This is a genomic window from Streptomyces sp. BBFR51, from assembly GCF_044591655.1.
GTDB lineage: Bacteria > Actinomycetota > Actinomycetes > Streptomycetales > Streptomycetaceae > Streptomyces.
The window spans coordinates 8321660-8341089 of the sequence record NZ_CP172448.1; the positions used below are offsets into that span (position 1 = coordinate 8321660).

Consider the following 19430-nt stretch of genomic DNA (forward strand, 5'->3'; position numbering starts at 1 on the left):
GGCGCCCTATCCGCCCTGCATGATCTGGATCAGGTTGCCGCAGGTGTCGTCCAGGACCGCCGTGGTGATCGCGCCCATCTCCAGCGGCTCCTGGGTGAAGCGCACCCCGAGTCCGCGCAGCCGGTCGAACTCCGACCGCACGTCGTCCACGGCGAAGGAGGCGGCCGGGATGCCGTCGTGCGCCAGCGCCGTCCGGTACGGCCCCACCGCGGGATGGCCCGAGGGCTCGAGCAGCAGCTCGGTCCCGTCCGGAGCCTCGGGCGAGACCACGGTCAGCCACCGGTCCGTACCCACCGGGACGTCGTGCTTCTTCACGAAACCCAGCGTCTCGGTGTAGAAGCGCAGGGCGTGCGCCTGGTCGTCGACGAAGACGCTGGTGAGGTGGATCTTCATGAGGTGTTCTCCGGTGAGTCGGGGCTGAGCCATCGGGTCAGGATGCGCTCGAGGGGGTCGGTGTCGAGGTCGTGGAACTTGTAGCGGCCCTGGCGTCGTGACACGACCAGACCCGCGGATTCCAGCACGGCCAGATGCTGACTGATCGCCTGCCGGGACAGCCCCAGACCGTGCTTGGTCGCCAGCCGGGTGCATATCTCGAACAGGCTCTGGCCGCCGCGCTCCGCCAGCTCGTCGAGAATGCGCCGACGGGTGGGGTCGGCGAGTGCCTTGAAGACATCCTCCGTCATGACCACACCATAGGCAAGCGTTCACTTGCCTATCAAGCGGCGGAGTGCCCGGTCGCTGCCCAGACCTCGGCCAGTGCCGACGTGGTCAGCACTCGGTCGGGACGCCCGTGTCCCGCCAACATCCCCTCGCGGAGCAGGAGGCAGGCCTCGGCCGAGCGTGCGGCCTCCAGGTCGTGCGTGGCCTGGACCACCGTCACGCCGTCGGCCACCAGTTCGGTCAGGAGTGCGGTGATGCGCTCCCTGGCTTCCGGGTCGAGTCCCGTGGTCGGTTCGTCCAGGAGGAGCAGGTCGGACCGCTGGGCGAGCCCCTGGGCGATGAGGGCGCGCTGCCGCTGCCCGCCCGACAGCTCCCCGAGCTGGCGCGGGGCGAGACCCCCGATGCCGAGCCGGTCGAGCGCCGAGTCCACGATCAGCCGGTCCCGGCGGCTCAGTCCGCGCCACGGCCCGCGCTCGCCCCAGCGCCCCATCTCCACGGTCTGCCGGACGGTCAGGGGGAGGGTGTCCGCGACGGCGCCGCGCTGCGGCACGAAGGCCGGTGGCCGTTCGCCGTCCCGGCGGAGTTCTCCCGATGTCGGGCGGATCACACCGGCCAGTACGCCGAGCAGTGTCGACTTGCCGCTGCCGTTCGGTCCGACGAGGGCGGTCACGGCCAACGCCGGTATCTCGGCGGTGAGTTGATGGAGCACCGTACGCCCTGGATAGCCGGCGCACAGTCCGGTGAAACGGACATGTGCCGCCCGCTGCGGCGTAGGGAGGGGCGAGGGGCGGGATTTATTGAACATGATTTTCATTGTAGTGTCCTCGCATGGATTGGTTGACGGCCCCGTTCGAAGTGACCTTTGTGCAACGCGCCCTGTGGGGCGGCATCCTGGTGTCCGCGATCTGCGCACTGGCCGGCACCTGGGTCGTGCTCAGGGGGATGGCCTTCCTCGGCGACGCCATGTCCCACGGGCTGCTGCCAGGGGTCGCGCTGGCCGCACTGCTCGGCGGAAACCTGCTGGTCGGAGCAGTGGCCAGCGCGGCCGTCATGGCGGCCGGCGTCACCGTGCTCGGGCGCACCGCGAGGCTCTCCCAGGACACCGGCATCGGACTGCTCTTCGTCGGCATGCTCTCCATCGGCGTGATCATCGTGTCGCGTTCGCAGTCCTTCGCCGTGGACCTGACCGGATTCCTCTTCGGTGACGTCCTCGCCGTCCGCGAGCAGGACCTGCTCCTGCTGGGCGTGGCGCTGCTGGTGGCCCTGCTCGTCGCCGCACTCGGCCACCGGGCCTTCCTCGCCCTCGCGTTCGACCCGCGCAAGGCCCACACCCTCGGCCTGCGCCCGCGTCTGGCGCACGCGGTGCTGCTCGTCCTGCTGGGCCTCGCGATCGTGGCCTCGTTCCACATCGTCGGCACGCTGCTCGTCCTCGGCCTGCTCATCGCGCCGCCGGCGGCCGCCCTGCCCTGGGCGCGCACCGTCCGCGGCGTCATGGTGCTCGCGGCACTCCTCGGCGTCACCGCCACGTTCGGCGGGCTGCTCCTGTCCTGGCACCTGAGCACCGCCGCCGGTGCGACCGTCTCGGCCGTCGCGGTGGCCCTGTTCTTCCTCTCCCACGCGGCGTCCGGCCTCCGGCACCTCCGTGCGCGCCCGGCCGCTCCCGTCCCGACAGTCGACTGAAGAAAGTCAGAGGCGATGGTCCCCACCGTCCGTACAAACGCAACTCCCTGGGCCTCGGCCGCACTTGTCCTCACCACGCTGCTCGCCACGGCCTGTACCGGGCAGGCGGACACCGGGTCCGGCCCGGCGGCGACCGAGTCGTCCGCCACCCCCCACGGGTACGTCGAAGGAGCGCGGGAAGCGGCCGAGGAACAGACCCGGCTGCTCCTCGGCGACCCCGGCACCGGAGCGGGCCGGGTGCTCGACCTCGTCACCGGCAAGGTGCACCGGACCGCGTCGGTGTCGGGCGCGGCCCGGCTGAGCACGGACGGCCGCTTCGGCTACTTCCACACCGCCCAGGACACGCATGTCGTCGACGGCGGTGCCTGGATGGTGGACCACGGCGACCACGTGCACTACTACCGCGCGGCGATACGCGACGTCGGCCACATCCCGGCCGGCCCGGGCGCCGAGGTCCGCAGCGACGCCACCGTGACCGCGGTGACCGGCACGGACGGCCGGACCGCGCTGTACGACCGGACGGCACTGGAGAAGGGCGAGGTCAAGTCCGTCCGGACGCTCGGCGGGGCGCACACCGGCGCCGTCGTCCCGTACGAGGAACACCTGGTCGCGCTCACCGGGGACGACGACTTTGCCAAGGTCACGGTGTACGACCGTGAAGGCAGGCGCGTCGCCTCGCCGGACGCGACGTGCGAGCGGCCGCGGGGCGATGCCGTCACCCGTCGCGGAGTCGTCCTCGGGTGCGCCGACGGGGCCCTGCTCGTCCGCGCCGAGGACGGGGCGTTCACGGCCGAGACCATCCCGTACGGACAGGACGTGCCGGAGAAGGAACGGGCAACGGCCTTTCGGCACCGGGCCGGCAGCGACACCCTGACGGCACCCGCCGGTGAGCGGGCCGTGTGGGTACTGGACGTGACCGACCGGACCTGGACACGCGTGGAGACGGGGCCGGTCCTGGCGGCCAACACCGCGGGGGAGGGCTCCCCGCTGCTCGTCCTGGAGACCGACGGAGCGCTGCACGGCTACGACATCGCCGCCGGCGAACACCGGTCCCGGACCAAGCCCCTGCTGACCGCACCCGACAAGAGCGCCACCGACGGCGGCGGACCGGTCGTCGAGGTGGACCGCAGCCGCGCCTACGTCAACGACCCCAACGGCAAACGCGTGTACGAGATCGACTACAACGACAACCTGCGCGTCGCGCGCTCCTTCGACCTCGCCATCGAACCGGGCCTCATGGCGGAGACCGGCCGATGAGCGGGGCGAGGCGCACACGGGCACGCGTACGGGTCGCACGGCTGCGCAGCCTGCTGATGGGGCTGCTCGCCCTGGCCACCGTCGCCACCGCCACCGCCTGTGCCGGTACGCAGGACCGGCCCGGCATCGTGGTGACCACCAACATCCTGGGCGACATCACCCGTCGGGTCGTCGGCGACCAGGCGGACGTCACGGTCCTCATGAAGCCGAACGCGGACCCGCACTCCTTCGGCCTCTCGGCCGCGCAGGCCGCCCAACTGGAGCGCGCGGACCTCGTGGTCTTCAACGGCCTGGGCCTGGAGGAGAACGTGCTGCGCCACGTGGACGCCGCCCGGGAGGCCGGCGTGGCCACCTTCGAGGTCGGCAGGGCGGTCGACCCGCTCACCTTCCACACCGGCGACGACGGCGGCCCCGACGAGGAGGCGGGACAGCCCGACCCGCACTTCTGGACCGACCCCGACCGCGTGCGCAAGGCCGTCGGCCTCATCGCCGACCGCGTCACCGCACACGTGAAGGGCGTGGACGACGGCACGATCCGTGCCAACGCCACCCGCTACGACAGGCAACTGGCCGACCTCACCACCTTCATGGAGAAGTCCTTCGACCGCGTCCCCGACAACCGGCGCAACCTGGTCACCAACCACCACGTCTTCGGCTACCTCGCCGACCGGTTCGGATTCCGCGTCATCGGCGCCGTGATCCCCAGCGGCACGACGCTGGCTTCCCCCAGCTCCTCCGACCTGCGCTCGCTCACCCGGGCCATGGAGAAGGCCGGGGTCAGGACCGTGTTCGCGGACTCCTCCCGGCCCAAGAGGCTGGCCGAGGTCCTGCGCGGCGAACTCGGCGGCCGGGTGCAGGTCGTCGAGCTGTACTCCGAGTCGCTGACCGCCGAGAACGGCGGCGCCGCCACCTACCTGCAGATGATGCGCGCCAACACCACCGCCATGACCGACGGACTGACCGCCGGCAGCCCGAAAGGAACACACCGTTGAACAAGTCGATACGCACCAGGACCCTCACGGGAACCGCACTCGCCCTCGCGGTGGCCACGGTCCTGACCGCCTGCGGAGGGGAGGACACCCCCGCCACCGACGCCAAGGCCGGCGACACCGCCCGCGCCAGGCCCGCGGCCCAGGTCGAGGACCCACTGGTCGCCACCTTCGACGGCGGGCTGTACATCCTCGACGGGGAGAGCCTCGAACTCACCGAGACCGTCGACCTGCCCGGCTTCAACCGTGTCAACCCCGCGGGGGACGAGGACCACGTCGTCGTCTCCACCGACAGCGGCTTCCGCCTCCTGAACGCCACCGCCCAGACGCTCACCGACATCGAGTACAAGGGCGCGAAGCCCGGCCATGTCGTGCGCCACGCAGGGAAGACGGTGCTCTTCACCGACGGCACCGGCGAGGTCAACGTCTTCGAGCCCGACGACCTGAGCGACGGGAAGAAGCCGCAGGGACGCACCTACACCACCGCCGAGGCCCATCACGGCGTCGCCATCGAACTGAGCGACGGCCGCCTCCTCACCACCCTGGGAGACGAGGAGAAGAGGACCGGCGCCGTGGTCCTGGACAAGGACGACAAGGAGGTCGCACGCAACGAGGACTGCCCCGGCGTGCACGGCGAGGCCGCCGCCAAGGGCGAGGCGGTCGCCGTGGGCTGCGAGGACGGCGTCCTGATCTACCAGGACGGGAAGTTCACCAAGGCCGACGCCCCCGACGCATACGGCCGCACCGGCAACCAGGCGGGCAGTGAGGAGTCCGCCGTGCTCCTGGGCGACTACAAGACCGACCCGGACGCCGAGCTGGAACGGCCGACCCGCGTGTCCCTGATCGACACAGGGACGGCGAAGCTGCGCCTGGTCGAGCTGGGCACCAGCTACTCGTCCCGCTCCCTCGCCCGTGGCCCGCACGGCGAGGCGCTCGTTCTGGGCACGGACGGTGCCCTCCACGTCATCGATCCGGACACCGGCAAGGTCGAGAAGAAGATCCCCGCCGTGGGCGAGTGGCAGGAGCCGCTGGACTGGCAGCAGACCCGGCCCACCCTCTTCGTCCGCGACCACACCGCCTACGTCAGCGAACCGAGCAGGAAGGCCGTGCACGCCATCGACCTGGAATCCGGCAAGAAGCTCACCTCGGTGACGCTGCCGAAGGCAACCAACGAACTGTCGGGCACGGTCGCGGGCCACTGACCGGCGCGTCCACCCGGCTCCGGCGGTGACCGGGGGCAGCCCGGCCCAGTCGGGCTGCCCCCCTCGCAGCCCTCCCGTCAACCGTCGCCGGGCGGCGGGGACCATGGCCCGGTGACGGCGGCGGCCAGCAGATCCGCAGGGAGCGCGGGTACCGTCCGGCCGCCGAATCCGGTCGTCGTGTCCGCCGCGAGCAGGGAGTTGAGCACCGCCTCCTCGACCCCGTCCAGGACCGCCTCGAACAGCGGACCCAGCTCCGCGTCCGCAACCGGGTGACCGGCGTCCGGCCGCGTACCGAAGGCGACGGCGTAGTCCCCGCTGCCGTGGCTGTACGCCGCTCCCGTGCGGGCCAGCGCGAACACCGCGCGCCGTGCGACACGGGTGAGCTGCCGGGCGTCGAGGGGCGCGTCCGTGGCCACCACGATCATGCAGGAGCCCGTGTCCGCCGCCGGCCCCGGACCACCCGCCCCCAGGCCCAGCGACCGCGGGGTGAGGGCCCGGCCGAGTACGCGCAGCGTGCCGCCGAAGTTGGCCTGCACCAGGACGCCCGCCGTGAAGCGCCGGCCCTCCAGGTCCATCATGCGGGAGGCGGTGCCGATGCCGGCCTTGAAGCCCAGCGCGACGGTGCCGGTTCCCGCGCCGACGCATCCCTCGGCCACCGGCCCGTCCGAGGCCGTGTCGAGGGCGGCCCGCACGTGCTCCTCGTGGACGGGCCGGGCCCGGATGTCGGACAGGAAACCGTCGTTGCACTCGCCCACCACCGGATTGAGGCTCCGCACCTGCTCGCATCCGGGCCGCCGGAGCATCCAGCCGACGAGGGCGTCGGCGACACGGAACGCCGAGAGGGTGGAGGTGAGCAGGACGGGTGTCTCCAGCGTGCCGAGTTCGGTGAGCTGGGTGGTGCCGATGAGCTTGCCGTAGCCGTTGCCGGTGAACACCCCGGCCGGCAGGGGTGAGCCGGGACCGACGAGGTCCGGCACGACGGCGGTGACCCCGCTGTGCACGTCGGGCGGCCGGCGAACGGTGGTGTGTCCGACGCGGACCCCCGGCACGTCGGTGATCGCGTCGAGGGGCCCGGTGACGCCGCACCCGACGACGACCCCGAGGTCACGCGCCCGGCGCGGGGTGGCGCCGGGCGCGCGGTGCGGTTGAGGCAGTGGTTCCATACGGCCGGACGTTACGCGTCCGACGCGGCCGCCAACTCCCGGCGCTCCGTGCGGCGCAGCGCGGCCAGGCCCGGGTCGAGAGCCGGTACGGCGGCGAGCAGCTGCCTGGTGTAGGCGTCCCGCGGCGCTTCGTAGACCTCGTCGGCGGGGCCGTACTCCACCACGCGGCCGCCCCGCATCACCGCCAGCCGGTCGCTGACCTGACGTACGACGGCCAGGTCGTGGGCGATGAACACCAGGGCGAGCCCCAGTTCGCGCCGCAACTCGTCGAGCAGCCCGACGACCTGGGCCTGCGTGGTCACGTCGAGCGCGGAGACCGGCTCGTCGCACACCAGGACGCGCGGCCCGGCCGCCAGCGCCCGGGCGATGCCGATCCGCTGCCGCTGCCCTCCGCTGAACTCGTGCGGATAGCGGTCGTAGTGGGCGGGTTCGAGACCGACCCGCTCCAGCAGTTCCGCGACCCGGGCACGGACGGCCGGATCCCGCTCGCCGCGTGCCCGCAACGGGTCGGCGACCGACTCTCCCACGCTTCGGCGGGGGTTGAGCGAGGAGACGGGGTCCTGGAAGACCATCTGGACGTCCGGTCGCACACCGGTCACGGCCACACCGCCGCGGCGGACCTGACCGGCCGACGGTTCGAGCAGCCCCACCAGCATCCGGCCGAGCGTGGTCTTGCCGCTGCCGCTCTCGCCGACCACGCCCAGCGCCTCCCCGCGCCGCACCTGCAGCGACACGTCGTCGACCGCCGCGAACGACCTCGACCCGCGCCCGAAGACACGGCGCAGACCGACCGCCTCCAGCACCACCGGCCCGGAGTCCGGCTCGCCGGGGGTATCGGCCGGGCGCCTGGGCCTGGGTACGTCGACCCGGGGCACCGACTTGAGCAGCTGTCTGGTGTACGTCCGCGTCGGAGAACCCAGGACCGAGGCGACGGGGCCGTGTTCGACCGCACTGCCGTGGCGCATCACGAGGACCTCGTCGACGCTCTCCGCGGCGACCCCCACGTCGTGCGTGACGAGCAGCAGGCCCATCCCCGTCTCCTCGCGCAGCGTGTGCAGCAGGTCGAGGATCTGGGCCTGCACGGTCACGTCGAGGGCGGTGGTGGGCTCGTCCGCGATGAGGAGCTCGGGCTCGCAGGCCAGCGCCATGGCGATCAGCGCGCGTTGGCGCATGCCGCCGCTGAACTCGTGCGGGCGCGACCGCGAGCGTCGTGCCGCGTCGGCGATGCCCACCCGGTCCAGCACCTCGACGGCACGGGCACGGGCCGCCCGCCGCGACCCCCTGTGGTGCACGCGGTACACCTCGGCTATCTGGTCGCCGACGGCGTAGTACGGGTCCAGGGACGACAGCGGGTCCTGGAAGACCATCGCGGCCGTCTTGCCGCGCAGCCGCCGCAGTTCCTCCTCGGACGCCGATCCCACGTCGACCCCGGCGACCCGGACCGTGCCCTCCACGACGGCGCCCGTGCCCCGGTGCAGCCCCAGCAGCGCGGACGCCACCGTGGACTTGCCGGAACCCGACTCGCCGACCAGGGCGAGCGCGGCCCCCTTCTCCAGCCGGAAGGACAGCGCGTCCACCGCGCGCACGGAACCGAACCCGACCGACAGACCGGTGACTTCGACCAGACTCACGACAGCACCGTCCTTCGGTCGGCCACCGCGTACAACACGTCCGCGACGGCGTTGGCGAGCACCACGAAGAAGCCGGTCAGTACCACCATGCCGACGACCACCGGCAGGTCGACGACGTTCACGGCGTGCACCAGCTCGCGCCCGATCCCGGGCAGCCCGAAGAGCGACTCGGTGAGCACGGCCCCGCCGAACAGCGACCCCAGGTCGTTGGCATTCAGCGCGATCAGCGGCCCGACCGCGCCGCGCAGGGCGTGCCGTCCGACGATGGCGCGCTCCCCGACGCCGTAGGCACGGAAGGTGCGCACATGGTCCTCGGCCAGCGTCTCGAGCATGGCCGACCTGGTCAGGCGGGCGTACTTGGCGGCCTCGATCAGGGCCAGCGACAACCAGGGCAGCAGCAGGTTCCACGCCCACTGCTCCGGATCGTCGGTGAACGGCACGTACTGCGGGAACGGCAGCAGCTGCAACTGCCCGCAGACCACGATCATCAGCAGCAGTCCGATGACGAACACGGGTGTGGCCCAGCCGGCCAGCGTGATGCCCGTCAGGATCCGCTCGTCCAGCCGGCCGCGCCGCCAGGCGGCGAGCACGCCGGTGCCGACGCCGAGCAGCAGCCACAGCACCATGGCACCGAGCGCGAGCGAACCGGTGACCGGCAGCTTGGTCAGGATCAGCTGAGTGACCTGCTGGTCGCTCTGGTACGACAGCCCCAGGCACGGTGCCGAGCAGTGTTCCACGGAGGTGCCGGTGGAGTAGTCGTGGCCGACGAACACGCCCTGGAGGAAGTGCAGGTAGCGGACGTACAGCGGGTCGTCCAGCCGCAGTTGCCCGGCCACCTGCTGGACCTGGGCCGGGGAGCAGCGGGGCCCGCAGGTGATCTGGGCGACGTCGCCGGGCGCGGCGTAGAAGACGACGTACACGATCACCGAGATCGCGAGCAGCGTGACGATCGCGCCGAGCGTGCGGCGCAGGGCGAAACCGAGGAAGCCGTGCAGGGCGTTCACGCGCGTGCCTCCTTGCGGCGACCGGTGCCGACGGCGAGCCGCGAGGCGGCGCGCGGGTCGAGGGCCCGGCGTACCCCGTCGCCCAGGACCGTCAGGGCGAGCACGGTGACGAACAGCATCCCGGCCGGCAGCAGCAGGTACTGCGGTGCGGCCTGGTACCAGACGTTCGCCGACGTGAGCATCTGGCCCCAGGACGGCGTCGGGGGCTTCACCCCCGCGCCCAGGAAGCTCAGCGCGGCCTCGGCCGAGATGTTCACCGGGACGAGCAGCGCCGAGTAGGTGATGACCGGCGCGGCGAGCGCGGGCAGCAGCTCACGGCGGGCGATCCGCCAGGAGCCCCAGCCGCTGAGCCGGGCCGCCGCCACGTGGTCGAGCTGCTTGAGCGTCATCGTCTGCGCCCGCACGATCTTGGCGACGGTCCCCCAGCCGATCAGCCCGATCACGCTCGCCACCAGAACCGGACGCGGAAAGCCGCCGGGCACGATTGCGAGCAGCGCGAGGGACATCACCATCAGCGGCAGCGCCACCACCACGTCGGTGAACCGGCTCAGCGCCTGGTCGACCCACCGGTTGCCGAGCCCGGCCGCGATCCCCACGACGAGCCCGATCGCGACCTCCACCAGCGTCGCCGCCAGTGCCACGCCGAGCGAGACCCGCGCGCCGTACACGAGGCGGGCGAACAGGTCGCGCCCCGTCTGGGGTTCGACACCGAGCCAGTGCTCGGCGCTCATGCCGCCGAAGGTGCCGACCGGCACACCACCGCGGGCCGAGTCGACGAGTTCGGGGTGGTACGCGGTCGGGTTCTGCCCCTCGATCGCGGTGAGCAGGGGTGCGGCGAGCGCGACCAGGACGAGCAGCGCGACGACGAACGCCGCGACGAGGGCGGCACGCTGCACACGCAGCCGCCGCCAGAACTGACGGGCCCCCGAGGCGGGGGCGAGCACCGTGCCGGTGCCCGCCCGCGCGCCCTCGGAGACCAGTTGGGCCTCACTCATGGAACTACTTCACCGCGACCTGGGAGACGTCCAGCACACCGGTCCAGTCGCTGATCACGACGTTCTTGACGTCCTTGCCGTACAACCGCTTGTACACGGGGTGGAACAGCGGGACCGTCAGCGCCCGCTCGCCGATCTTCTTGTCGAGGGCGCCCCAGCGCTTGGCCGCCTCGTCGAGGTCGGTGAGCTTGTTGATGGCGTCGATCTCGTCGTTGACCGACTTGTCGTCCAGGAAGCCGGTGTTGAAGTTGGCGCCGTCCTTCACGATCTGCCGGCCGTCGAAGATCGGCGCCAGGAACGGGCCGCCGGAGGGCCAGTCGGCACCCCAGTGGGCCAGGAAGAACCCGGGCTCGGTCTTGGCGCTGTGGATCGTGTCCTTGTAGTCGTTGTCCTCCAGCCCCTCCAGCTTGACCGTGATCCCGGCCTTCTTCAGGGCGTCCTGAAGGGCGGTGGCGATCTCCGGGCTGGTCTCGAAGTCCTTGGAGTTGGAATGGGTGAGCGTCACGGTGAGCCCGTTCGCGTAACCGGCCTCCTTCAGCAGTTCCTTGGCCTTCGCCGCGTCGCCGGATCTGCCGGCCGGGAAGTGGTCGTACGCCGTGTAGCCGAAGGACTCCTGGTTCGGCAGGTACGTCGTCGCGGGCTCCGCCAGCGAGGAGCCGCCGGCCGCGTTGACCACGGAGGTGCGGTCCACGGCGTAGGCGATCGCCTGGCGCACCTTGGGGTCGTCGAAGGGCTTCACCTTCGGGTTGAAGGCTATGTAGTTGGTGTAGCCGAAGTGGCCGGTGCCCACCCGCGCCGCGAGCTCCTTGTCGCCGGTGACCTTGGCGAGTTCGGCCGGTCCCAGGTTGGTGTCGGTGGTGACTGCGGCCGAGTCGGCGCCCTGGGAGGCGGACAGCCGCTGGTTGATGACCGAGGAGTCGAGGCCGGAGCGGACGTCGATCCGGTCCGGGTACGCCTTGCGCTCTTCGTCGGTCTTGGCCGACCAGTGCTCGTTGCGCTCCAGGACCAGCCGCTCACCGTCGTTCTGGTTCTCGACGACCTTGTAGGGACCGGAGGAGACCGGGTGCTCCTCGTACTTGGTGCCCTTGTCCGCGGCCTTGGGCACCGGAGTGAACTGGGTCTGGGTGGCCAGGTAGGGGAACTCGCCCTCCGGCTTGTTCAGACGGAAGACGATGGTGCGCTCGTCCGGAGTCTCGATCGATTCGAGCCCCTTGCCCTTGTCCTTGTACGGGCCCTGGTAGTCGGCCCCGCCGATCAACCAGTCCCGCAGATACGGGGCGCCGCCCGACAGTTCGGCGGCGAAGGACCGCTCGATGCCGTACTTGACGTCGGCCGAGGTGATCTTCGTGCCGTCCTCGTACTTGAGCCCCTCCTTGAGGGTGTACGTCCACACGGTGGCGTCCTTGTTCGGGCGACCGGTGTCCGTGGCGAGGTCGGGCACGACCTCGGCGCCCTTGGCACCGTCCTCCCGGTTGCGGGTCGTCAGGGTGCGGAAGACGAGGGAGGGGACGTTGCCGCCGCCGGAGGTGTAGAGGCGCGCGGGGTCGAAGTCCTGCTGCGGCTGGGAGTTGAGGACCGTGAGCGTGCCGCCCTTCTGGGGCTCGGCGTCGGCGCTCTTGCCCTTGGCATCGTTGTCGTCGGGCCCGCAGGCGGCCGCACCGGCCGTCACGATCAGGCTGACGGTCAACGCGGCGGTGGCGCGGCGCGTTCTGGGGGACGAATGACGCATCGGAAGACGACCTCTCGGATGAGCCGCCCGGTGATCGGGGCGACGGTGACACGGGGAGCAGCTGTCGGAGGGGTCCGCCCCGGCGCGGGCACAGCGACCGCCGGACACCGGATGTCCCGTTGGCACGGGTGAGAGGTATCAGGGGAGCAAGAGCCGTGAAGGTCGAAGAACGCGACGTACGCGCCGAAGGCGGACGTCAGCGACAGAGAATGTCGGCCACGCAGAGCGGGGTCACGCCGATCAGCGCCAGCTCGATGGCTGCGCGTGCGCAAGCGTGGACGGACGACATGCATAGGAATATGAACGAACTGGCGAAGGATGTCAAAGCGGCGACCGGCGGCCGCCCGCCGTGCCGGCGCGGGGAGCTTGTCGATATCCGCCCGCGGCGCGTGCCCCCTCCGTACGATGACGGCATGATCCGCAGCCGACGCCGCCTCGCCGCCCCGCGGCCCCGCGTGCTCGTGCTCGTGCCGTACGGCTGTTGTTGATCCTCACCGCGTAGACCCCCTGGGGCAGGCAGGCCCGGTTCGCCGCTGTGCCCCCGCGAGCAGTGCCGTCTCCTCACTCCGCCTCGGGCGGGCACCCCTCCACCCGCGCGGGACCGTCCGCGCTTCCCTGTGAAAGGCAGGCCGTCATGCGTACTCCCGAATCCGCCTACGACCGACGCAGACTCCGCCAGTGGCTGGCCGGCGAGGCCCGGGCCGACGGTGTCTCCCGGCGTGACATGCTCCGGCTCCTCGCCGCGGCCGGGCTCGCCGGTGCGGCGTCCGTGGCCCTGGACACGCCCGCCGCCGCCTCCACCGCGCCCACCGCGCCCGGCATCGTCAAGCCCCTGCCCGAGGACCTGTTCACCGTCCGGGGCACGAACGCCGAGACACGGTTCGCCTCTTTGGCGGGCACCGGCTACCACACGCCCAACGACCGCTTCTTCGTCCGCAACCACACGGCGACCCCGGTCCTGTCGGCGGCCGACTGGACCCTCACCGTCTGGGGCGACGGCCTCACCCGGGACCGCGCCGTCGACTTCTCCCTGGCCGACCTCAAGAAGCTGCCGTCGGTGTCGCACAGCGCGTTCGTGGAGTGCGCCGGCAACGGCCGCAGCTTCTACACGAGTCAGCAGGACCAGACCGTCAGCGGAACGGCCTGGACGCTGGGGGCGATCGGCGTCGCGCGCTGGCGCGGAGTCCGTCTGGCCGACGTCCTGAAGCGGGCCGGAGTCAGCCGCCGGGCCGTCGACGTCCTGCCCCGGGGCCTCGACGCCGCATACGTCACCGAAGGAGTCGACCTCGGCCGGGTCCGGCGCCCGCTCCCGCTGTCCAAGGCGCTCGACGACGTCCTGCTCGCCTACGAGATGAACGGCGAACCGCTCCCGCACGACCACGGGCACCCCGTGCGCGTCCTCGTCCCCTCGTGGATCGGCATCTCCTCCATCAAGTGGGTCGGCGACATCGAGGTGTCCGCCCAGCCGCTGTACTCACCGTGGAACACCGACTTCTACCGACTGTTCGGCGCCGCCCACCCGGACGGCGGGAGCGCCCCGTTGACCAGGCAGACCATCAAGAGCGCCTGGGAGCTGGACGCGCAGGCCAACCTGAGAGCCGGCGTCGCACACCGCCTCACCGGGCGCTCCTGGTCCGGCGCGGGCCGTGTCGTACGGGTGGACGTCAGTACCGACGCGGGAGCCACCTGGAGCGCGGCCCGACTCCACGACGTGCCCCGGCGCGACGGCTGGGTCCGCTGGTCCACCCACTGGCGGCCGGCGACACCCGGCCCGTACACGCTGCTGGCCAGGGCGACGGACAGCACGGGCCGGACCCAGCCGGACACCACCGTCCACAACACACAGGGCTACCTGTTCGACGCGGTCGTACGCCACCCCGTGAACGCGGTGTGACACGCGTTTCCGGGCGGCGGACCCGCCGCACCGCCGGCCGGTGCGGCCGGCGGTGCCGTGGTCAGGACTGGGGCAGCCGGCCGTGGTTGGCGGCGTGCTTGCGACGTGCCTTCTTCTTCCGGCGTCGTTTCGAGGACATGGAAGCCTCCTGGGGAAGACGCTTTCTCGGGGTGCATCCGCGCATGCCGTCCCTCCACGATTTCACGCACGGCCGGGCGGTGCCATTCGACGGGGTGCGGACACCGTGGACCCTGCCGGTGACGAGGCCGGCCACGCGATGTCGTCGATCGCGAGCCACGGTGCGCAGGCCACGGCCGTGGGCGTGAGCCCGGTGAACGCCGTGACCTCCCGGTGGAGGTGGGACTGGTCGGCGTAGCCGCTCTCGGGCGCGACGGCGACCGGGGCGAGGCCCGCGGCGAGCAGATGGGCGGCGTGGTCGAAGCGCACCAGCCGGGCGGCCCGCTTGGGTGTGATGCCGAGCTGGGCCCGGAAGCGGGCCCACAGGCGCTTACGACTCCAGCCGACCTCGTCGGCGAGGCCGTCGACCCGTACCCTGCCCCGGCCGGCGAGCGTCGTCCGCCAGGTGTGGGCGACCTCCGGATCGACCGGCGGGCGGTCCGCCATCCGGCGGCGGAGGATTCCCGTCGCGACGGCGAACCGCTCGTCCCACGACCCGGCGGCGCGCAGCTCGTCCTGTGCCCGCCCCGCCTCGCGGCCCCAGACGTCCTCGAAGGACTCCACCCTCCCGGTGAGCGCGGTCGACGAGCCGAGCACCGCGGCCGCCACGGCCGGTTCCAGCCGGATCTGGAGACACGCGCCCACCCGGCCGGCCGCCCTGAGCCCGCCCGGGGCGAGCCCGACGACGAAACTGCCGTGCCCGTGCCGGCCGCGCGCGCCGTACAGCAGACCCTCGCCCTCGCTCAGGTCGATGAGCAGGGTGACGGACGGATGCGCCACCATGGCCATGTCCACGAAGGCGGGCACACGCTGACTGAACCCGGCCATGCTGATCCCCGGCAGCCGGGCCGAGGGCCGCGGGACCGCGATGTCCACGCTTGCCCAGTCGGGTGGTGCCCCGGTCGACAACACGTGACCAGTCTAGGTCTCGGGGATCGACGGGCGGGACGCCGGCGCCCTTGCCGCCAGGCCCAGCAGCAGTTCGCCGGTGGCCTCGGGCGCTTCCAGCGGGGGCAGGTGCCCGACCCCCGGCAGCAGCTCGACCCGCGCGTTCGGCACGGCGTCGTACCGGTGGGCCGACGACGGCTCCCAGCGGGGGTCGGCGGCACCGAAGAGCACCAGCACCGGGACGTCGAGCGCGGCCAGACGCTCGGGCACGCTCCGCTCGGCGAGATAGGCCGTGTTCCCCCGGGCCACCGTCCTGAAGGCGCGGTACGAGATGCCCCGCAGGTCGTCGAGCATGTCGCCCGGGACGTCCACGGGGCCGGCGGCCGTCGCGCGGATCGCCTTGCGGAGCATCGCGTCCGTGCGCCGCGACCACAGGAGCGGGCCGAAGGGCGGAGCCAGCAAGACCCGGAGGATCAACGGCTGCGGAAGGAACGCGTCGAGACCCGGACCGGTGCTGACCAGAGCGATCGCCCCCACCAGATCGGGGCGCCGCTCCGCCAGCGCGGTGGCGACGTAACCGCCGCTGGAGTGTCCGACCACGGTCACCGAACGGAGCCCGAGGTCGTCCAGGAGCGCCGCCACCCGGCCCGCCTGCACCGGCACGTCGTACGGCTTCGTGGGCGGGGACTTGCCGCAGCCCGGGAGGTCGACGCGCAGGACGTGACGGCGGCCGGCGAGGGCCGGGACGACGGGGCCCCAGGAGGCGCCCGAGGCGCCCGATCCGTGGATGAGCAACATGGGCGGCGCCTGCGGCGGGCCGTCGTGGACCACATGCATTCCGTGCGAGAGTTCGGCGTCGTACTCACTCATGCCGGGAATGGTGCACCGGGCACCGGCCAAGGGTCTTGTACAAATGTCGCCGGCGTCAGCCTTCGTCGACCGCCATCTCACCCAGCAGCGACCAGTCTTCCTGGGACACCTTCGCGTTGACGATTTTGGGTGTCGCGGCGAGATGCGGCGGCAGGGTCCGCCGCGCCGCCTGGAAGTGCGCCGAGCCCACGTGCGCCGCACCCGCCTCGTCGTCGCGGAAGGCTTCCACCAGAACGTACTCCGTCGGGTCCTCGAGGCTGCGGGACCAGTCGAACCACAGGCATCCCGGCTCGGCACGCGTCGCGCGGGTGAACTCCTCCACCACCTCCGGCCATCGGTCGGCGTACTCGGGAAGGACACGGAACTTCGCGGTGATGAAAATCAAGGGTCTGCTTCCTTCGTTGTTGAGGGCACGGTCACGGGGTGAGGATCGCGCGGCCCCGGATCCGGCCGCTCCCGAGATCGTCCAGGGCGTCCTGGAAACGGTCGAGAGGGTACTTGGCGGTGTGCAGGCGTACGCGGCCCCGCGCGGCGAGGACCATCAGCTCGCACAGGTCGTTGTAGGAGCCGACGAGGTTGCCGATGAAGTTGATCTCGGCGGAGATGATGTCGATGGTCGGGACGTCGATGTTCTCGCCGTAGCCGACCACGTGATAGTCACCGGCCTGGCGCAGCATGCCGACGCCGTCCTTGGTGGAGCCGCCCTCACCGACGAAGTCGACGACCGCCTCCGCCCCGTGCCCGCCGGACAGCTCGCGCACCCGGTCCACCTGGTCGCCGTCGGCGAGGACACCGTGGTCGGCGCCGACGGAGAGGGCCAGGGCGACCGCGTCGGGGTTGCGGTCGACGACGACGATCTCGGCGGCGGTGAGGGCCTTGAGTACCTGCACCCCGATGTGCCCGAGGCCGCCCGCGCCGATCACGACGCAGCGGTCTCCCGGCCGGAGCCTGCGGGCCGCCTTGGCCGCCGCGTGGTACGCCGTCAGGCCCGCGTCGGCGAGCGCCGCGACGTCCGCCGGTTCGAGGGAGTCGTCGAGCCGCACGACACTGCGCGCGGAGGTCTTCAGGTACTCGGCATAGCCGCCGGCCGTGTCGATACCGGGGAACAGGTTGTGCTCGCAGTGCACGTCGTCACCGGCCCGGCACGCCCGGCACAGCCCGCAGGTGATCAGCGGGTGCACGATGACCTTGTCGCCCTCGGAGACGTTCGTGACGGCGCTGCCGACCGCGTGGACCCAGCCGGCGTTCTCGTGCCCGATCGTGTAGGGCAGCTCCACCCCCGACTTCTCGGCCCACTGCCCGTCCAGGATGTGGATGTCGGTACGGCACACACCGGCACCGCCGATCCTGACGATCACGTCGTACGGGCCGACGACCTCCGGAGCCGGGACCTCGGCCATTTCGAGGTTCCGGCCGTAGCCGACCACCTGGACTGCTTTCACGAGACGTTCTCCTTCGGTGGTGCGGTGCGCTGGAAGAGGTCCCCCGCCCGCACGGGCTCTCCCGCGCGCACGGGTTCCCCCGCTGCCGGAAACTCATCCATGCGCGGGGACTGGTCGGCCGCGGACCGCGGATACCGGGTGCGGAGCAGGCCCCGGCAGAAGTGCGCGTTGCCGTCGATCGACACCCGGACCGAACGGGCGAAACGCAGCCGGAGCGGGATCTCCTCCGGTGGGTGGCGCCGCCCGTCCTCGTCCACCAGGACCGGGTCGGACGGTGCCACCCCGAGGCCCAGCGCCGCGCGCCGGCGCAGCAGCGCACCGGACGCCGCGGTCTCGGGGAGGTCGCCGAGCACCACGCCGTGCAGGTCCTCCTCCGCGAGGTCCGGGTCCTGCCGGAGCAGGAGGGCAAGCGCGCGTTCCATCGCCGCGGTGTGGGCCTTGCGGCGGAACGTCAGCCGGAGCGCTTCGAGGTCCTTCTCCGCCTCGGCCCCGAACGTCCCGCGGTAGCCCGCGTCCGCGGCCAGCCCGCGATTGATCAGGTCCGAGTCGTGGTGGTCGTCGAGCAGCACCACGACCTCCCGTGTCCAGGGCAGTGCCGTCAGCGCGTCCTTGGAGTCCGAGGCCATCAGGTACGCGAAGTTGGCGAGCAGAACGACGTGGGGAGCCTGAGACGTACGGTGAGCGCCCCGTCGGGGGCCACGGTCACGGAGCGTACGAAGCCGAGGTCGGTGATCGGCTCGTCCAGCTCCGGGTCGAAGACCGTGTCCAGCGCCGCGCGGGCGGACCGTTCCCATGAGCCGGCGGGCATGTCAGGGTGGCGATCCAGCAGAAGTCCTCCAGCCGGGGCAGGCCGCAGTGCTCGACCACGAAGTTCAGGTCGGTGAAGTCGGTGGCGGCCGCGTCGACGTCGGCCACGTCGAAGGCGTCCCGGTCCAGGGGCCGGATGGTGGGGCCCTTGTGGATGTGGATGTTCCTGATGCCCAGCTCCCGGCAGGCCTCCAAGTAGCGGTAGGTCCAAGGGTCGGCCGCTGCCGGGTCTGGTCGGAACGGACCCGGCATGGAACACCGTGTCCCGTACGGTCTCGCGCTGCGCCCGCGAACGGACACCGCTCCTGCTCCACGGCGAGACCGGAACCGGGAAGGCCACCCTGGTCCGCGCCGCACACGCGCTGACCGGGTCGGCCTCGGCACCCGTCGTCGTGGATGCCGCGGGTCCCGGGGCCGCGAACGTCGGGAACGACCTGTCGGCCGCCCTGCTCGCGGCACCCACCGGACCGGGCCGCGCCCTGGTGCTGCGGAACGTCGACGCGGTGGCTCCCGAGCAGGGACCCGCCGTCGCCCGGGCGCTGGACACCGCGGCGGCCCGGGGCACCTGGGTCGTCGGCACGCTGCACCGCGCATCGGGCGTACCGGAGTCGCTCAGGCGCTGCTTCCTCCAAGCGGCGGCGGTACCCGCGCTGCGGCACCGTCTCACGGACCTCCCGGCCCTGGTCGACTGCCTGCTGCGACGCATCGGCGCGGGCGTGGAATGCGCCCCGGAGGTCCTGCCGCCGCTGCGCCGGTACGACTGGCCCGGCAACGTCCGCGAACTGAGTCTCGTCCTGAGCAAGGCCGCCGCGGCCCGCCGTACGTACCGGATCGAGCTCCGCGACCTGCCGCCGTCCCTGCACAGCGCGGGCAGCCGGTCCCTGAGCCCCTGGGAGGAGTCCGAGCGCGACACCCTGGTCCAGGCCATGCTGGAGGCGGACGGCAACAAACTGCTCGCGGCCCAGCGGCTCGGGATCTCCCGTACGACGATCTACCGCAAGATGAGGGCCTACGGCATCACGCTTCCCGGACGCGGCTGAGA

Annotated in this window: 22 protein-coding genes; 6 read left to right on the forward strand and 16 right to left on the reverse strand. The window is 72.0% G+C overall.

All coding sequences use genetic code 11. The features are described 5' to 3' along the window. Positions 1-6: 6 nt before the first annotated feature. The 3 genes from ACGH7X_RS37785 to aztA are packed head-to-tail and all read right to left on the reverse strand — an operon-like array spanning position 7 to position 1474. On the reverse strand, positions 7-393 hold the full coding sequence (locus ACGH7X_RS37785; RefSeq protein ID WP_399897628.1) for a VOC family protein: 387 nt from the start codon (positions 391-393) through the stop codon (positions 7-9). Beyond that, entirely contained in the window at positions 390-683 is a 294-nt protein-coding gene (locus tag ACGH7X_RS37790; RefSeq protein WP_399894673.1) for an ArsR/SmtB family transcription factor, read from the reverse strand. Before ACGH7X_RS37790 ends, ACGH7X_RS37785 begins: the two co-directional genes overlap by 4 nt. Before the next feature lie 32 nt (positions 684-715). Further along, a complete protein-coding gene (aztA, locus tag ACGH7X_RS37795) occupies positions 716-1474 on the reverse strand; it encodes a zinc ABC transporter ATP-binding protein AztA (RefSeq protein ID WP_399894676.1) in 759 nt (252 codons plus the stop codon). A 14-nt stretch (positions 1475-1488) separates the two neighbouring features. Between aztA and aztB the strand changes: the two genes are divergently transcribed. From aztB to aztD, 4 genes are read left to right on the forward strand one after another with little or no spacing between them, the layout of a single operon-like run. Then, positions 1489-2340: a zinc ABC transporter permease AztB gene (aztB, locus tag ACGH7X_RS37800; RefSeq protein ID WP_399894679.1), complete on the forward strand. Its 852-nt coding sequence runs from the start codon at positions 1489-1491 to the stop codon at positions 2338-2340. Positions 2341-2355: 15 nt separating this feature from the next. Beyond that, positions 2356-3597, forward strand: coding sequence for a hypothetical protein (locus ACGH7X_RS37805; RefSeq protein ID WP_399894682.1), 1242 nt, complete (start codon positions 2356-2358; stop codon positions 3595-3597). Next, a complete protein-coding gene (gene aztC / locus ACGH7X_RS37810; protein WP_399894685.1) occupies positions 3594-4589 on the forward strand; it encodes a zinc ABC transporter substrate-binding protein AztC in 996 nt (331 codons plus the stop codon). The genes ACGH7X_RS37805 and aztC overlap by 4 nt, the downstream gene beginning before the upstream one ends. Further along, complete coding sequence (gene aztD, locus ACGH7X_RS37815) at positions 4586-5788, forward strand: zinc metallochaperone AztD (protein WP_399894688.1); 1203 nt, start codon at positions 4586-4588, stop codon at positions 5786-5788. The genes aztC and aztD overlap by 4 nt, the downstream gene beginning before the upstream one ends. A gap of 77 nt (positions 5789-5865) precedes the next feature. Here the strand turns inward: aztD and ACGH7X_RS37820 are convergent, their stop codons facing one another. The 6 genes from ACGH7X_RS37820 to ACGH7X_RS37845 form a co-directional block, all read right to left on the reverse strand. Beyond that, a complete protein-coding gene (locus tag ACGH7X_RS37820; RefSeq protein ID WP_399894691.1) occupies positions 5866-6951 on the reverse strand; it encodes a P1 family peptidase in 1086 nt (361 codons plus the stop codon). Positions 6952-6962: 11 nt separating this feature from the next. Then, on the reverse strand, positions 6963-8582 hold the full coding sequence (locus tag ACGH7X_RS37825) for a dipeptide ABC transporter ATP-binding protein (protein ID WP_399894693.1): 1620 nt from the start codon (positions 8580-8582) through the stop codon (positions 6963-6965). Continuing rightward, positions 8579-9577, reverse strand: coding sequence for an ABC transporter permease (locus tag ACGH7X_RS37830; protein WP_399897630.1), 999 nt, complete (start codon positions 9575-9577; stop codon positions 8579-8581). The genes ACGH7X_RS37825 and ACGH7X_RS37830 overlap by 4 nt, the downstream gene beginning before the upstream one ends. A gap of 5 nt (positions 9578-9582) precedes the next feature. Beyond that, a complete protein-coding gene (locus tag ACGH7X_RS37835) occupies positions 9583-10581 on the reverse strand; it encodes an ABC transporter permease (RefSeq protein ID WP_399894696.1) in 999 nt (332 codons plus the stop codon). A gap of 4 nt (positions 10582-10585) precedes the next feature. Next, positions 10586-12310: an ABC transporter substrate-binding protein gene (locus tag ACGH7X_RS37840; protein WP_399894699.1), complete on the reverse strand. Its 1725-nt coding sequence runs from the start codon at positions 12308-12310 to the stop codon at positions 10586-10588. A gap of 196 nt (positions 12311-12506) precedes the next feature. Beyond that, entirely contained in the window at positions 12507-12599 is a 93-nt protein-coding gene (locus ACGH7X_RS37845) for an Ms4533A family Cys-rich leader peptide (RefSeq protein ID WP_399894702.1), read from the reverse strand. Positions 12600-12944: 345 nt separating this feature from the next. On the opposite strand from ACGH7X_RS37845, the gene ACGH7X_RS37850 reads away from it, so the two are divergent. Then, the gene (locus tag ACGH7X_RS37850; RefSeq protein ID WP_399894705.1) at positions 12945-14204 is read left to right on the forward strand and encodes a sulfite oxidase; all 1260 of its coding nucleotides are present in this window, start codon (positions 12945-12947) and stop codon (positions 14202-14204) included. 201 nt (positions 14205-14405) lie between these two features. Here the strand turns inward: ACGH7X_RS37850 and ACGH7X_RS37855 are convergent, their stop codons facing one another. Genes ACGH7X_RS37855 through ACGH7X_RS37885 form a run of 7 tightly spaced genes read right to left on the reverse strand, consistent with a single transcriptional unit; the run spans position 14406 to position 18640 of the window. Next, positions 14406-15293: a helix-turn-helix domain-containing protein gene (locus ACGH7X_RS37855; protein ID WP_399894708.1), complete on the reverse strand. Its 888-nt coding sequence runs from the start codon at positions 15291-15293 to the stop codon at positions 14406-14408. 9 nt (positions 15294-15302) lie between these two features. Then, the gene (locus tag ACGH7X_RS37860; protein ID WP_399894711.1) at positions 15303-16139 is read right to left on the reverse strand and encodes an alpha/beta fold hydrolase; all 837 of its coding nucleotides are present in this window, start codon (positions 16137-16139) and stop codon (positions 15303-15305) included. Positions 16140-16194: 55 nt separating this feature from the next. Further along, positions 16195-16524: a putative quinol monooxygenase gene (locus ACGH7X_RS37865; RefSeq protein WP_399894714.1), complete on the reverse strand. Its 330-nt coding sequence runs from the start codon at positions 16522-16524 to the stop codon at positions 16195-16197. A 31-nt stretch (positions 16525-16555) separates the two neighbouring features. Next, positions 16556-17581, reverse strand: coding sequence for an NAD(P)-dependent alcohol dehydrogenase (locus ACGH7X_RS37870; protein WP_399894717.1), 1026 nt, complete (start codon positions 17579-17581; stop codon positions 16556-16558). Beyond that, positions 17578-18207 carry a metal-sulfur cluster biosynthetic enzyme gene (locus tag ACGH7X_RS37875; RefSeq protein WP_399894720.1) on the reverse strand — a complete coding sequence of 210 codons (630 nt, stop codon included), beginning with the start codon at positions 18205-18207 and terminating at the stop codon, positions 17578-17580. The genes ACGH7X_RS37870 and ACGH7X_RS37875 overlap by 4 nt, the downstream gene beginning before the upstream one ends. Beyond that, positions 18207-18350 carry an iron-sulfur cluster assembly protein gene (locus ACGH7X_RS37880; protein WP_399897633.1) on the reverse strand — a complete coding sequence of 48 codons (144 nt, stop codon included), beginning with the start codon at positions 18348-18350 and terminating at the stop codon, positions 18207-18209. The genes ACGH7X_RS37875 and ACGH7X_RS37880 overlap by 1 nt, the downstream gene beginning before the upstream one ends. Then, positions 18284-18640: an amidohydrolase family protein gene (locus tag ACGH7X_RS37885; protein WP_399894723.1), complete on the reverse strand. Its 357-nt coding sequence runs from the start codon at positions 18638-18640 to the stop codon at positions 18284-18286. The genes ACGH7X_RS37880 and ACGH7X_RS37885 overlap by 67 nt, the downstream gene beginning before the upstream one ends. An 8-nt stretch (positions 18641-18648) precedes the next feature. On the opposite strand from ACGH7X_RS37885, the gene ACGH7X_RS37890 reads away from it, so the two are divergent. After that, positions 18649-19428 carry a helix-turn-helix domain-containing protein gene (locus tag ACGH7X_RS37890; RefSeq protein WP_399894726.1) on the forward strand — a complete coding sequence of 260 codons (780 nt, stop codon included), beginning with the start codon at positions 18649-18651 and terminating at the stop codon, positions 19426-19428. Positions 19429-19430: the final 2 nt, after the last annotated feature.

What these genes read in the sequence shown, in the direction of transcription:
- ACGH7X_RS37785 (WP_399897628.1), bottom strand. Translation starts at nt 393, where the DNA reads ATGAAGATCCACCTCACCAGCGTCTTCGTCGACGACCAGGCGCACGCC.
- ACGH7X_RS37790 (WP_399894673.1), bottom strand. Translation starts at nt 683, where the DNA reads ATGACGGAGGATGTCTTCAAGGCACTCGCCGACCCCACCCGTCGGCGC.
- aztA (WP_399894676.1), bottom strand. Translation starts at nt 1,474, where the DNA reads ATGAAAATCATGTTCAATAAATCCCGCCCCTCGCCCCTCCCTACGCCG.
- aztB (WP_399894679.1), top strand. Translation starts at nt 1,489, where the DNA reads ATGGATTGGTTGACGGCCCCGTTCGAAGTGACCTTTGTGCAACGCGCC.
- ACGH7X_RS37805 (WP_399894682.1), top strand. Translation starts at nt 2,356, where the DNA reads ATGGTCCCCACCGTCCGTACAAACGCAACTCCCTGGGCCTCGGCCGCA.
- aztC (WP_399894685.1), top strand. Translation starts at nt 3,594, where the DNA reads ATGAGCGGGGCGAGGCGCACACGGGCACGCGTACGGGTCGCACGGCTG.
- ACGH7X_RS37820 (WP_399894691.1), bottom strand. Translation starts at nt 6,951, where the DNA reads ATGGAACCACTGCCTCAACCGCACCGCGCGCCCGGCGCCACCCCGCGC.
- ACGH7X_RS37835 (WP_399894696.1), bottom strand. Translation starts at nt 10,581, where the DNA reads ATGAGTGAGGCCCAACTGGTCTCCGAGGGCGCGCGGGCGGGCACCGGC.
- ACGH7X_RS37840 (WP_399894699.1), bottom strand. Translation starts at nt 12,310, where the DNA reads ATGCGTCATTCGTCCCCCAGAACGCGCCGCGCCACCGCCGCGTTGACC.
- ACGH7X_RS37845 (WP_399894702.1), bottom strand. Translation starts at nt 12,599, where the DNA reads ATGTCGTCCGTCCACGCTTGCGCACGCGCAGCCATCGAGCTGGCGCTG.
- ACGH7X_RS37850 (WP_399894705.1), top strand. Translation starts at nt 12,945, where the DNA reads ATGCGTACTCCCGAATCCGCCTACGACCGACGCAGACTCCGCCAGTGG.
- ACGH7X_RS37860 (WP_399894711.1), bottom strand. Translation starts at nt 16,139, where the DNA reads ATGAGTGAGTACGACGCCGAACTCTCGCACGGAATGCATGTGGTCCAC.
- ACGH7X_RS37875 (WP_399894720.1), bottom strand. Translation starts at nt 18,207, where the DNA reads ATGGCCTCGGACTCCAAGGACGCGCTGACGGCACTGCCCTGGACACGG.
- ACGH7X_RS37885 (WP_399894723.1), bottom strand. Translation starts at nt 18,640, where the DNA reads ATGCCGGGTCCGTTCCGACCAGACCCGGCAGCGGCCGACCCTTGGACC.